Here is a 14,727-nt window from a genome sequence, read left to right as displayed (position 1 = left end):
ATAATAAAAAAACCTCGCAGTGTAAAAGCTGAGAGGTTTTTTGTTTTAATACCTCAATTTTCCATCCTTAAAAAGATCAAAAGCCGTTTGGTAGTTTGCAATACCTTGATTAATAATTGCTTTAGGCAAAACAAATGGTTTCTGCTCGTTTTTAGCTTTATTGTATAAATAGGTATCAACTTTTCTCTGCGGACTCAAAATAACCAAACTGTCGCCTTTCATGTATACCAGTTTTTGGTAAGTTCCTAAGAAAACGCGTGATTCGTATTTTTTATCCAAAACGTTTTTTCCATAAAACTCGCTGGTGTAATCCCAGCCGAGTAAGCTCCACAAAGTTGGAAACAGATCTATCTGAGAGGTCATTTTAGAGATGTTCATTTTCTCCGTATTTTTCAGATTTAAAATCATGCAGGGAATCTGGTATTTAGAAATATCGATTTCATTTTTACCGGCACTGCTTGCACAATGATCGGCTACGATAATGATTACCGTATTTTTAAACCAAGGTTTGTTCTTAATCTGATCTATAAACTGCCCTATTGCGTAATCGGTGTATTTAACAGCGCCTTCTCTTGTTCCAGAAGCCATATCTATTTTATTGTTTGGGAAGGTATAAGGCCTGTGGTTTGAGGTTGTCATGATGAAATTATTAAACAGCTGGCCTTTTTTATACTTCTGATCGGCATCTTTAATCACCACGTTAAAAATATCTCCATCACAAATTCCCCAGGCATTTTCAAAAGTTACGTCGTTATCAGGAATAAGCATTCTTGTGCCATCGTAATTTTCATTTAAAAGCTTTCTGCCTCTATCAACAATATTGTATCCGTTGTTGCCAAAAAAATGGTTCATGTTGTCAAAGTAGCCATCTCCTCCATAAAAAAATGTATTAACGTAACCTTTCTCCTTAAACACGTGGCCAACGGTAAATAAATGCTCGTTGTCCATTCTTCTTACAATACTGCTTCCCGGTGTAGGCGGAATGCCCAATGTTAAGGCCTCCATGCCTCTAACGGTACGCGTGCCAGTCGCATACATATTGCTAAAGAATACGCTATTGTTCGCGAATGTATCTAATCTTGGCGTAATGTGTTGCGTATTGCCATAATGGGCAAGAAAGTCTGCGCTTAAACTTTCAACAGTAATCATAATTACGTTTGGTTTGTAGACAGAATCGGTTCCTTTAATATTTCTTAAAATAGAAAGACTATCGTTTTTAAATGTTGTATTGCTTTCGGTAAGCTCTTTTTTTACTAACGTAAAAGCGTCTTTATTTCCAATTAAGCTATAAAAATCGTGATAGTTGAGTTCGTTGTTTTTAAATGCTGCAAAGAAAGAATAAATACCCGATTTACTTAACTCGTTTGTATACCGATTGTTGCCTTGTTCTGCCCAACTGTTTTTAACAATTAGCGAAAAGAGTATTGCAGGTATAATAATTAAAGAAGAATACACGAGCCTGGTTTTAAAGCGGGTTTGGCTGGTAAAACTTGTATTGAATATTTTTAATTTATGAAAGACATAAGTAACCCCAATGGCAATCAAAAGCATCCCTCCAATTAGTAGAGGCAAAGGGTATGACTCGTTAATGTTATGAATTACTTCGTAGGTGTAGATCAAATAATCTACAGCAATAAAATTAAATCTGCTTTCAAATTCCTGCCAAAAGGTAAGCTCTGCAAAAAATGAGAAAAGGGTAATGATAAGAAAAATGAAAAATGAAGAAAGACAAATCATTCGGTTCCATCTTTTATGGTAAAATCGGTTAGGAATTATTAACAGATATAAAGCATAAAAAGCGGAGAGGATTAACCCTGTGCCCAAATCAAAAAATAATCCAACAAAATAAAATCTTATAACTTCTAAAAATGTAAATTCTGCTTTCTGTGCTGCAGAAACGAATAAAATACTTCTAATGATGAAGGAGAAAAGTATAAAATAAGCAATAAAACCCAAAAGAATTGAGTATCTGCTTTTAAATATTTGGTTCATTAATGATGGGAGTTTTCCGCAATGTACTAACTGATTCTGAAGAAATACTGAAGTTCCCCTCATAAATATTTTCAAGCTAATGAAGAATCAATCCATCGCTCATCTTAAATGATTTATTTATTACATTTCAGTTTTGGTGAGTTTTAATTTATTTTTACAGTTGATACTCCTTAAAATCTTAACTTATTCTTAAATAAATTGGCCGAATACTCTGATATAGCCTCATTCGAAATGTTGTTTAAGAAACATTACAAGTTTTTAGTGCTTGTTGCTTTTCAATTAACTAAGGATGAAGATGCTTCAGAAGATATCGTTCAGGATTTCTTTATCAGTTATTGGAATAGAAGAAACGAGGTCCAGATAGAAAGCACTTTTCAATCATACGCCACTCGTGCTGTTAAAAATCTTTCCTTAAGCTTCCTTAAAAAGCAACCACTTTCCGTAGAAATAACAGATCAAAATCAAATAGAAGTACAAACTGACTATTTGGAAGAAGAAGAAGCTTTGCATTTAAAAGAAAGTGCCGATGAGAAAGTTCTAGGTCTGGTTAACTTACTACCTGAAGATCGTAAAAAGGTTTTTTTACAATATGTGGTGGATGGATTAAGTTATGCAGACATTGCCAAAGCCAACAACATCTCCATTAATACAGTTAAAACCCAAATGAAAAGGGCTTACGCCTTTCTAAAAACCAAAGCTGCAGAAGATCCGCTTTCCATAATTTTTATCGCCATCTTATTGGGCAAGGGAAAATTATAAATCAAATCAAATATAATATTTTATTTTACTGATAATCAGTTAATTATAAATTATTTAATAATTTATTAATATTTCTGTCACCCTAAATTAACCTAAGTTATACTATATATTAATCCATCTACGAAATGAACGCAAAAGAAAATATCTGGATTGAAGTTATCCAACAGTTAAATACCAATGAATTGCCAAATCAGCACTTATTGGATCAACTGAGTACTGAGGAAAGAGAATTGATTGATGCTTTACAAGCTGATAAAATGATTTCTAATGCAAATGTTTTGATTAATAAAATTAATCAGGATAAAGCCTGGAATAGAATTCAAACTCACTTACAAGTTAAAACTGTAAAACTTATTCCAGCTTTATTAAAATACGCAGCTATTCTTTTATTGCCAGTGATGATTTTGGCTGGAGGAATTTTCTATTATATAAAGAATAACGAGCCTGTTGCTTTAAACATAGCTAAACTTAATCCAACAGACCATAATAGAGCTACATTGGTTTTAGCTGACGGCAGTGCGGTAGAACTATCAGATAACGCAAACAAACAATTGGCAAAGGTTGCAGGAACCTGCATTACCAATAAAAACAAAGAATTGTTAAGCTACAAGCAAGATGGTGTAGCAAGTGAAAAGCAAGTATTTAATAAATTGATTATCCCGAGAGGCGCAGAATATAAACTGGCTTTGGCCGATGGAACTACAGTGATGATTAATTCGGCATCAGTTCTGCGTTTTCCGGTAAATATAAATGCGACTGATACACGTAATGTTTATTTGGAAAAGGGTGAGGCCTATTTCCAAGTGGCTAAAAACCCGAATAAACCATTTGTTGTACATGCCAACGGAATGGACGTTAAAGTTTTAGGAACAACATTTAATGTAAACACGTATACAAAAACAACACGAACCACATTGGTTGAGGGTAAGGTTGAGGCTAAATCTGCCAACAATCAAATCGCCATTTTGGCGCCGAACCAACAAGCTATTTTCAATCAGCAGACTAATTCCTTAACCAAAACCGACGTTGATGTATTGCCTTATGTGGCTTGGGCAAATGGAAAAATCGTATTTGAAGAAGCTACGCTAGATGAAGTAATGGATCAATTGAGTTTGTGGTACGATTACGATGTTGATTTTCAATCTGATAAAATTAAGCAGATTCATTTTTCCGGAGAGATTGAAAGATACAGTGATATAAAAGTAGTACTCAATATTATAGAACAAACCGGCGGAGTAAAATTCAGCATAAAAAACAGGAGGATATATGTAGATCAGCGTTAAACGAAACATCTAACCAAACCAAATCCAAAAATCAACCAAACTATTCAAAACTAAATGAAAAAATATTTACAAAATTATTTTTCGCCTCGATTAAGCTTTTTTACGAAAACGATAAGTGCCACAATCTGTGCGATTATAATTTTTGGCTTATCAATAAAGGCACAAACCCCAGTTAACATTTCTATAAATGTTAAAAATGCAAAGCTCTCTGATGCCGTAAAAACAGTAAGCAGACAAGCAAAAATGCAATTCTTTTATAATGCCGATCAATTGGATAAAAACCCAAGAGTTACGGTATCGTTAAAAAATAAAAACTTAACTACGGTTTTAAACACACTTTTAAACGGAACTGATATTACTTTCGTTATCGATAAAGATGTGGTTATTTTTAAAACCAAAGCCGTTTCAACAGCAGGTAGTCCATCTATTTCCCAAAAAAAAATCAGACTGACTGGTAAAATCACAGATGAAAAAAACCAGGCTATCCCTGGGGTTTCTATACAGGAGGTTGGTGAAAAAAATGTAACATCAACGGATGAAAATGGAAACTATGTGCTTTTGGTGAACGATAATGGTTCGGTTAGATATCAATATATCGGTTATAAAGCAGAAGTAAAAGCTGTTAATGTAAAAGCAGGTACAGATGTATTTGTATATAATGTTAAACTTCAAGAGGCTGCCCAAGGTCTTGATGATGTTGTAGTTACAGGTTACCAAAACATTGCAAAACGCGATTTTGTTGGGGCACTGTCTTCAGTTAAAATGGAAGATATTAAAGTGGCTGGAACCAATCAAATCGATAAATTATTACAAGGACAATTGCCTGGTGTTGCGGTAAGCAATTCATCCGGTTTAGTAGGTTCAAAACCAAAAGTTAGGGTTCGGGGAACATCAACTCTATTGGGTAACCAAGAACCTGTTTGGGTTGTAGATGGCATTATTCAGGAAGATCCGATTCCATTTGATTACCAGCAACTAAATTCTTTAACACCTGGAACTTCGGATGATGCCATAAAAAATTTGGTAGGAAGTACAGTAGCTTTTTTAAACGTTGATGATATTCAGGATATTACGGTTTTAAAAGATGCAACATCAACAGCAATATATGGTGTTAAGGCCGCGAACGGTGTTATCGTAATTACAACTAAAAAAGGACGTGTTGGTAAAACGGCGGTTAATTATAGCACAAATTTTACCACTTCTCAAAGGCCAAATTACGGGATGTTCAATTTAATGAACTCTAAAGAGCGCATTGATGTTTCCAGAGAGATTTATGCGAGAGGTTTACAATTCGAGGTTACTCCAGATCCTGTTTCATATGAGGGTTTGTCATCAGATTTATTCGATAAAAAAATAACACAAGAACAATTTGTTGCAGGCGTTAACAAATTAGAAACGAATAATACCGATTGGTTCGGTTTGCTTTTTCAGGCGCCAGTTAGTCAAACACATAGCCTAAGCCTTTCAGGAGGATCTGATAAAACAACTTATTACAGTTCCATCGGAATTTTGAGTGATAAAGGAAACACTAAAGGAAACGAACAAACAAGATATACGGCATCAATTAACATTAACAGTACACTTACTGATCATTTAAAAGTAGGCTTTAAATTAAATGGCGCCAAAAGTACAACCGATGGTTTCTTTGGTGTAGATCCGTTTAATTATGCATTTAATACAAGTAGAACCATTCCGGTTTATGGCGATAATGGTTTGCCTTATTTTTATACAAGCCCAAACACAGGTTCGGGTGCATTTAGATACAATGTTTTAAATGAACTGGCAGAAAGTGGAAACACAAATAAGCTAACTACCGTTAATGCATCGGCAAATCTGGAGTATAAATTTTTAAAATTATTTACTTTTCAATCCTTACTTGGTTATGGTTATAATCAAACCAATGGGGCAACCTACTCTACAGAACGCACAAATGCAATAACACAACTTCGTGGATTTGAATATGGCACAGCAGTACCGAATTCTGTAGATTATTTAGCATCACGAATACCTGTTGGTGGGGTTTATAACTCTTTTGCGGTCAACAATCAAACTACAACTTTTAGAAATACGCTCGCATTTAATAAAAGCTTAAGAAATAATAAGGACGGCCTGAATGTTATGGTGGGTCAGGAAATTAGAAGTTCAAAGTATGATGGTTTAAAACAGACCAACTATGGCTACATGCCAGATAGAGGCCAATCTTTTGCACAATTGCCACCAACAACAGTGAATACTGGGGTTACTTTAGTAAACGGCTTATTGGCAAATACTATTCCGACTATTACGGATAGAATTTCTAATTATGTTTCTTACTTCGGTACTGCGACCTATAATTTTAACCAAAAATATGTTGTAAATGCGAATATCCGTACAGATGCATCTAACCGATTTGGACAATATGCAAACCACAGATTTTTACCGGTTTGGTCAATTGGTGGTAAATGGAATATTGCCGAAGAAAATTTCTTAAGTAATGTGGGCTGGTTAAACCAACTTTCTGCTCGTGTAAGTTTTGGTTTTCAGGGTAACGTAGCAGAAAATTTTAGTCCGGATTTAGTGGCTCAAATTCCATCTGGTGCAGCATCTGTTAATCCGATTTCTGGCGATCCAATTTTATTGATCAAAAGTTTAGCTTACAAAGATTTACGTTGGGAAAGAAATAAAACACTAAATTTAGGTTTAGATTTTGCTTTCTTAAAAAATCGCATCTCTGGTAGTTTCGAATATTATAAAAAAGCAGGTTTTGATGTAATCGTTCAAAAAACCATTCCGTTGGAATATGGTTTGCTTTCAATGCCAGTAAATGCTGGTGACATTACTAATAAAGGCTTTGAATTTACTTTAAATCTATTTCCGGTAAAAACTAGAAATTTTGAATGGGGCGTTAATTTCAACACTGCAAAGGTTGTAAACAATGTTCAGGAATCTGGAATTATTTCTTTAACCAGCTGGCAATCTGCAGTATCTGGAGGCTTGTATAAAAAAGGATCTCCAGCAACGGGAATTTGGTCGTTTGATTTTGCAGGCTTAGATGCGCAAACGGGCAAACCCTTATTTAATGGTTTAAATGTTGCCACGAATCCAGAAGCAGCTACTGATGTAACCAAGGCCTTGGTATATTCGGGTCAGTTAGATCCAAAATTTACCGGTGGCTTAGGCAATAATTTTCGTTATAAATCATTCACATTAAATACCTTTTTCTATATCAGTACAGGTAATGTGAAACGATTAGCACCACTATATACCTCTGTTCGTGCAACAACATCAGCTCCTTATCCTTTCCAAAATCTATCAGCAGAATTGAATAACCGCTGGCGCCAACCAGGTGATGAGGCTTTTACCATCATCCCTTCATTACCCTCAGCAAATTCGGTTGCCTTAAACCAAATTCCTGTTCCAGGCTCAACCGGAACATTTTCTCCATATCAGTTATACGATTATTCGAATACAAGAATTGTTGATGCAAGTTTTATCAGACTTAGAAATCTGGCATTGGGTTACCTAGTTCCGAGCGATAAAATTAAAAGAATTGGTTTAAAATCCTGCCAAATACAGGCATCTGTTTCTAATTTATTTTACATCGCTGATAAAAGATTAAACGGACAAGATCCAGAAGTAAATGGGAATAGTCTGCCAATTCCAAGAACCTATTCTCTATCACTTAACATTGGTATATAACAAGCAAATTATGAAAAGATATTTTAAATACATTGCCCTTATTTGCTTATCAGTAAGTGCATTATCATGCAAGAAAGGCTTTTTGGAAGAAAGTAGCCAAGATCTTGTGCGCCCAACAACAACGGTTGCGTTAAATCAATTAATGACAGGTGAGGCATATCCATTAAATTCTGTAATAACGGAGTTTTCAGATTTATTAACAGATGACATTCAATCTGAATACAATGCAAACGCAACGGTTGTTTCTGCACTAAATAAATATGCGCCGGCCTTTACCTGGCAAAAAAATATGATCGACCGTTTATTGGAAAATTCAGCAACGAATTCAAATATATGGTACAACTATTATGCTCGAATTAAGGGTTGCAACGTAGTTCTTGATTATGTAGATCAGGTTGATGGAACTGAATCAGAAAAGCAGAATCTTCGGGGGCAGGCTTTAGCGTTGCGTTCATTCTATTACCTTATGCTGGTAAATTATTTTGGCAAACCTTATTATGGTGCAAACGGAAATCCAGAAATCGATTTAGGAGTTCCATTAATTTTAACTGCCGATGTAACAGATAATCCTGTTGGAAGATCGACCGTGAAAGCAGTATATGCACAAATTGAGAACGATCTGTTAGCTGCTATTCCACTTCTTGATGCAGCAGGGGCGGGAAATCACATCTATAAATTTAATGGAACATCGGCAAGGTTTCTTTTATCGCGTGTTTACTTATATATGGGCAACTGGGATGCAAGTATTCGTTATGCTGATGCCACACTACAGAAGAAATCTACATTGAAACAAATGAACGAAATTACAACAGCCACATTTGGAATTTCATCTGCGGTTTCATCTCCCGAGGTAATTTGGGGTTATGGTTTCAACGCAGAGCTTTCTGTTATGCCCTTTGGTGGTGGTCAATCGGTTTCGAAGGCAGCTTATTTTATTTCTGATGATTTAGGTAATACTTTCCCAACAACCGATTTAAGAGCTAAATACAGTTTTACCAGTGTGGCTTATATTACCACAACCCTTAATACTTATAAGGGGCGATCGGCTAAATTTGTAGCAGGCAATACAAATGGTAAGGCTTTTAGAACTGCAGAAGTTTATTTAAACAGGGCAGAGGCTTATATTCAAAAAGCGATCGCAGGTGATGGTTCAGCATTGAACAAGGCACTCACGGATATCAATTTACTGAGATCGAATAGAATTACTTCAGCAGCATATACACCAATTTCAATCACCAACGCACAAGATCTTTATGCGTTTTACAAGGCAGAACGTAGAAGAGAGTTGTGTTTGGAAGACAGCCGTTGGTTTGATTTACGCCGCTGGGGAATGCCAGAACTGAAACACACCATTCAATTAAGCGCTGGAACACCTCAGGTAGAAACGCTCCAACAAAACGACAATCGTTATACTTTGGCTATCCCAACAGAGGCACTAACCAGAAATCCGAATCTGATTCAAAATCCATAATCTTTAAAACAAAGAACATGAAAAATCTAAAATATATAATCTTCTTATTTGCAATCTCAATAATCACCTTCGGATGTAAAAAGGAAGAAGCTTTAGAACCTTCAGACATTGAAGTGCAGTACAAATTGCCCCAAGGCAACCACGATTACGATCCCTTATTGGTTGATCTTAATAATAAGTATGGAACGTTTTTCTTATATAAATTTAGTGCAATAGATTTTGGCGCAACTCCGGTGTACAGCACTGCAAACTTTGGTAATAATTACACGGTAGATATTGCAGATGAGGCTTACGTAGGGAAAGTTTTAAACTTTGTACAAAAAAACTGGCTAAATTATTATTCTGATGCTTTTTTGAAAAACTTTTTACCATTTAAGGTTTTACTTGGGCAAAATTTAAGAAGCAAAACATCTCCAACAACCACCTACACTGTACTTTCTAGTTATAACCAAATGACATTGAGTAACTTTTCATCATCATTTGATAGTATGACGGATGCCCAAAAGAAAACTTATGTAAATAATTTACATGTCGAGTTTTTCAATTTTATTAACAATCGAGGGAAACTAGATATCCCTGCAGATTTTTTAACCGTAACAAATTACACACAAACAGGTGTTACCGCCACCAACTTTTATACATACGGTTATGTGTCTTACGTTGTTTCCTTACAGGATAATCGACCAACTAGAGATTTTCTTTCATTCATCGCTTTAATTACTTCGAAAACGAAGGCCGAATTAGATGCGACCATATTAAAACCATCAAATGATACAGCAGGTCTTGTAAAAAAGAAGTACGATATCATCATCAATTATTACAAAACAAAATATAATGTCGATTTACAAGCCATTGGAAACGCAGGTGTAATCAATTAATTATGAAGTTAAAAGGTTTAAGTTTTTTAATGGTGGTTTTATTTACACTACCAGTTTATGCTGCAAAGGTTCGCGGTAGTAGGGTTGGGGCAAATGAAAAATCAGCAGGTTTTTTTGTTGAAGCTTTTTCATCAAAAGGCAGGGTTTTGTACAAATCAATTAAGCTCGATGAAAATGGTAAGTTCGAAATTAATTTCCCGTCAAACGAATCACTGGTTTACTGGATTGATAACTATCCAGTTTTTGTTAAGCCAAATGAAGATCTGGAAATTATTTTACCTGAAAAAAAATCGAATGTATTTGTTTTAGGTGGAGATAATCCGCAAAAAAATGTGGCGGCAACTGATCAAAAAGGAAGTTCAAATATTCAGATTGCTGGAAAATCGTCAATTAACAGCTTATTGATTAGTGAAATCGAAACATCATGGGGAAATTTTGTGAAGGAGAAAAAAGGACTTCAAACAATAGAAGAAATTAACGGACAATATTTGCTTGCAACAAAACTCATAAAGAATTCCAAAGATATTGAGATTAATAAATATGCTTCTTTTTACAACAATTTCCGTTTGCTAGAGTCCAAAATTCAATATTTAAGAATGCATCCTGATGTTAAGTCAGATAAAAGCTATTTCGATGTTTTGAACAGGATTTCACTTAATGATCAAGCTATTAATTCACTGAAGATAATTGGCTTAAGAGCGTTAATCAGTAATTATTATGCATTTCTTAAACTTAGCCTAGGTGCAAAAATCTCGGATGATGACTTGTCTGACAACGGCTCTATCGGTAAAATGGAATACCTGCTTAAAAATGTAAGTGCAGAAAGAGTTATTAACGAAGAACTTAATCAAAGTATTATTTATCACCTATCGATAAAAGGTTGGAGCCCAGAATTGGATAAAGTAATGGTTATTGCTATTGAGAAGATTACCGACACGGCAACGAAGAAAAACTTAACTGAATTGAGAGAAAAATACAGTAAGGTTTCTAAAAATACCATCGCTCCAGCCTTTTCAATCCCCGATGCATCAGGCAAAATGGTAAGCCTAAACGATTTTAAGGGTAAAGTTATAGCAATAGATGTTTGGGCAACCTGGTGCATACCTTGTATGCACTCTTTACCTTTTTTCTTAAAGCTTCGCGATAAATACAAAAATAATCAAGATGTGGTTTTCGTGTCTATTTCTACGGATAACGCCAAATCAAAAGATAAATGGATTAGCTTTTTAAAATCTAAGGGAATGAATGGAGTTGATCTCCATGCAGGCGACGAATCAGCAACTCCATTCGAAAAAGCATATAATATCACCGGAATTCCGAGGTACATTTTAATAGATAAGCAAGGAAAAATTATCGAAGATCATGCACCTCAGGCATCAGAACCTGAATATGAAGCCTTAATACAAACCGCTCTGCAAACAAAATAACGTTAAGAGAACAGAACCAAAATCAATTTTAAAATGAAAAAAATTAGCAGACTATTTTTAGTTTTATTGCTACCGCTTTGCTTAAACGCACAGCAAAAAGTAGGTTTTACCGCAGCTAAGAAAAAAGAATTGTTTACAAATCATCCTCAAAACTGGCATTTGCTCTCTATCGAAAAGGATAGTGTTTATGGTACGGAGGTAAATAGGGCCTATACTGAAATTTTAAAAGGTAAAACAGCTAAAAAAGTTGTAGTAGCCATAATTGATGCTGGTGTAGATATCAATCACGAAGATTTAAAGTCTGTAATCTGGACAAACCATAAGGAAATTCCTGGAAACGGAATAGATGATGACCATAACGGTTACATTGATGATGTTCATGGATGGAATTTTTTAGGCAGTGCGGATGGAAAAACGAATATCGAATTTGCAACGAGCGAAGATGACCGGGAGTTTGTTCGCCTTAGCAAGCTTTATGAACATGTAGACACTACAAAACTAAATGTTAGCGATAAAAAATATCTTAACCAGATAAAAAGAAAATCAGCACTGGCACAATCTATTAGGGCTTTAGGAAATGCTGAGGAGCTGGCCAGTAAAATAGATTCAGTAGATCGCTTTCTTAAAAAAACATTTCCCAATAAAATTATCACCGTTCAGGATTTGTACGATACTAAACCAGAGTTTACAGAAGATAAACAAATGGTTTTATTGTATGAAATTTTAAAAATGAGAGCCCAGGCTTTAAAATACAATCCAAACCTTCCAGTTAATTTGGTTTACAAATTCGGTGATTTTACCATTGATGCGGCTAAGAAAAACTTACAGCAACAATATATCTCGTCTTTAAAAGATAATAGAGAAATAATTATGGCAGGTTTAAAGCCAGGCCAAAACTGGGGTAATGGCCAATTAAATTTTAAAAACTCCGATCATGGTACACATGTAGCTGGTGCAATTGGAGCCGATAGAACCAATAAAATTGGGATAGAAGGAATTGCTGGTGATGTAGAAATTATGCCCATTCGTGTGGTAGTTCCGCAAGGCGATGAGTATGATGAAGATGTAGCTAAAGCAATTCGCTATGCGGTAGATAATGGCGCAACATTAATTAATATGAGTTTTGGTAAACGGGTTTCGCCACATAAGGCGCTTGTAGATGAGGCAATTGAATACGCAGAGAAAAAAGATGTACTGATTGTTCGTGGTGGTGGAAACTTTACTGAAAATGCCGATCAATTTGTTTTCTATCCATCTCAGTTTTATAATAATGGCAAAAAAGCAGGTAACGTAATCACGGTAGGCGCAACAAGTCCGGCGGGCGAAATTATGGGTTTTTCTAATTTTGGCAAAAAATCAATCGATCTATTTGCACCAGGTTTTGATGTGTATTCAACTGAAATGAATAATAAATATTCTGGCATGCATGGTACAAGTATGGCTTCGCCTGTTGTTTGCGGCATTGCCGCATTAATACGTTCTTATTACCCAAAATTATCAGCACCAGAAGTAAAAAATATCCTTATGCAAACGGTAACCGTTATTCCAGTTGAATTGCAAGGGAAATTAAAACTGCAGGATCTTTCTGTTTCAGGAGGAATTGTAAATGCTTATCAGGCACTTAAATTGGCCGATACACAATCAAAACAAACAAAGTAGTCAACTGAAATTAAAGATAAAATGAAAAAGATTCTATTTATTGCATTTGTAGGTTTAGCAAAATTGTGTTCGGCCCAAACGCAACCAACAGATGTTCAGATAAAGTATGCATTAACGGTTTTTGGCAAAAGCTTAAAGGCTCACAATTTACAGGATATTGGAAGTATGCTTGACGAGAATTTTCACGTAGCCGAATTTAGAGATCAGAACTTGAAGAATGTTTTGCCACAGTTAATTAATCCTGTTCAATTGGATACCGTTTACTATAGCCAGATCATAAAAAAGAATGACCGTATTTACGCCCAACAAACTGCAGTGCCAAAAAGTGGACCAAAGATGGTTTCATGGGTGCGCTTAAACAAATATTTAATGTTTGAGCGAATTGGTCATTTTGAGCAGTTAATGGGAATGACCGATCCAATTGCCCAGGAACTTTTGCCTGCTAAATTACTTTCTACGGTTCCAATTCAACGTTCATCAGGAATGATGTTTGTTCAAATTTCAATTGATGCGAAGGTTTACGATTTTTTATTTGATAGTGGTGCTGGTGCAACATCAATAAATAAAGAACTTGCAGAAAAACTGAATCTTAAGGCTAGTCAAAATAAAACAGATATCAAAACTGCGGGTAATGGTGGAAGTTTTAAAACCATCGATACTTTAAATATGAGTTTAGGTGGTGTTAAAGTTTTGGGCAAACAAGCTGTAATTGCCGATTTAACTGGTTTGCAAAATGCAGTTGGTCATAAAATGGACGGAATAATTGGCTTTGACTTATTGAAAGATTATCAAGTTTCAGTAAATCTGGATAATAGCAAAATGGATATCTACTCATTCGGAGATTTAAAAAATTCTTACAAAAATGTTTTGCCAATTACATTAAGCGGAAATATCCCAAAGGTTGATGTAGTTTTAAATGTAAATGATGTCGATTATAAAACCCGCTTTACATTCGATAGTGGAGCTGGCGGAGCCATTTATGGTAATTACTTCTTAAACGCATATACTTTGGGTTTAATCGATAAACTTAAAAACAAAAGCAGCTCTGCCTCAATGGATTTAAGTGGTGCTGTTTCCAAATCAGAGGTTGGAATGGTCAACAGTATATCTGTAGCTGGCCTTAAAGTTAAAAACCCAACAGTGGCTTTAGATTTACCCGCAGAACAATCGCCCTATGGATTTACGCAACACGGTTTAATGGGCATGGCGATTATCGGGAAATTCAATATATTATTTAATTATAGTTTAGGTTTTATAGCCATAAGTCCCAATAAAATATTTGATACGCCATTGATTCCTCTTTATGCCTTGGGCTTGGGGTTTCAAAAAGATGGAGATAAATTTGTAGCTAAAAGCGTCGATGAAAAAGGCTTAGCTTATCAGGCTGGATTAAGAAAAGGAGATGAGCTTTTAAAAATCAATAACATAACTCCAGAATCTATAGATCAGATTACCCAACTGTTAAGGACGCTTTCAAAAAATAAAGTGCCATTAGAAGTTAATCGCAACCAGCAAAAGATAAAAATTGAATTAAAGAAGTTCGATATTTAAATCGTTCCAAAAAACAAAAGGCTTTCTGA

Annotated in this window: 9 protein-coding genes; 8 read left to right on the top strand and 1 reads right to left on the bottom strand. The window is 35.2% G+C overall.

The window, feature by feature from the left end; all coding sequences use genetic code 11:
- Positions 1 to 45: 45 nt before the first annotated feature.
- A complete protein-coding gene (locus DF947_RS19500) occupies positions 46 to 1,992 on the bottom strand; it encodes an LTA synthase family protein (protein WP_109932095.1) in 1,947 nt (648 codons plus the stop codon).
- Positions 1,993 to 2,190: 198 nt separating this feature from the next.
- Here DF947_RS19500 and DF947_RS19495 point away from each other — a divergent pair, with 198 nt between their 5' ends.
- From DF947_RS19495 to DF947_RS19460, 8 genes are all read left to right on the top strand, one after another.
- On the top strand, positions 2,191 to 2,751 hold the full coding sequence (locus tag DF947_RS19495) for an RNA polymerase sigma factor (protein ID WP_146202952.1): 561 nt from the start codon (positions 2,191 to 2,193) through the stop codon (positions 2,749 to 2,751).
- Positions 2,752 to 2,876: 125 nt separating this feature from the next.
- Positions 2,877 to 4,034 carry a FecR family protein gene (locus DF947_RS19490; RefSeq protein ID WP_109932091.1) on the top strand — a complete coding sequence of 386 codons (1,158 nt, stop codon included), beginning with the start codon at positions 2,877 to 2,879 and terminating at the stop codon, positions 4,032 to 4,034.
- Positions 4,035 to 4,088: 54 nt separating this feature from the next.
- Positions 4,089 to 7,712 (top strand): SusC/RagA family TonB-linked outer membrane protein, encoded by a 3,624-nt coding sequence (locus DF947_RS19485; protein WP_109932089.1) that lies wholly within the window; start codon positions 4,089 to 4,091, stop codon positions 7,710 to 7,712.
- A 10-nt stretch (positions 7,713 to 7,722) separates the two neighbouring features.
- Positions 7,723 to 9,183 (top strand): RagB/SusD family nutrient uptake outer membrane protein, encoded by a 1,461-nt coding sequence (locus tag DF947_RS19480; RefSeq protein WP_158526300.1) that lies wholly within the window; start codon positions 7,723 to 7,725, stop codon positions 9,181 to 9,183.
- Positions 9,184 to 9,200: 17 nt separating this feature from the next.
- Positions 9,201 to 10,061, top strand: coding sequence for a putative zinc-binding metallopeptidase (locus DF947_RS19475; protein ID WP_109932085.1), 861 nt, complete (start codon positions 9,201 to 9,203; stop codon positions 10,059 to 10,061).
- A 2-nt stretch (positions 10,062 to 10,063) separates the two neighbouring features.
- On the top strand, positions 10,064 to 11,488 hold the full coding sequence (locus tag DF947_RS19470) for a TlpA family protein disulfide reductase (protein WP_109932083.1): 1,425 nt from the start codon (positions 10,064 to 10,066) through the stop codon (positions 11,486 to 11,488).
- Positions 11,489 to 11,521: 33 nt separating this feature from the next.
- Positions 11,522 to 13,147, top strand: a complete 1,626-nt coding sequence (locus DF947_RS19465) for a S8 family serine peptidase (RefSeq protein WP_109932081.1) — start codon at positions 11,522 to 11,524, stop codon at positions 13,145 to 13,147.
- Positions 13,148 to 13,168: 21 nt separating this feature from the next.
- Positions 13,169 to 14,698, top strand: coding sequence for an aspartyl protease family protein (locus tag DF947_RS19460; RefSeq protein WP_109932079.1), 1,530 nt, complete (start codon positions 13,169 to 13,171; stop codon positions 14,696 to 14,698).
- Positions 14,699 to 14,727 lie beyond the last annotated feature (29 nt).

The sequence above is a fragment of the Pedobacter paludis genome (assembly GCF_003173575.1).
GTDB lineage: Bacteria > Bacteroidota > Bacteroidia > Sphingobacteriales > Sphingobacteriaceae > Pedobacter > Pedobacter paludis.
Note: the sequence above shows the minus strand (reverse complement) of the source record. Positions and strands in the feature narration are given on the sequence as shown.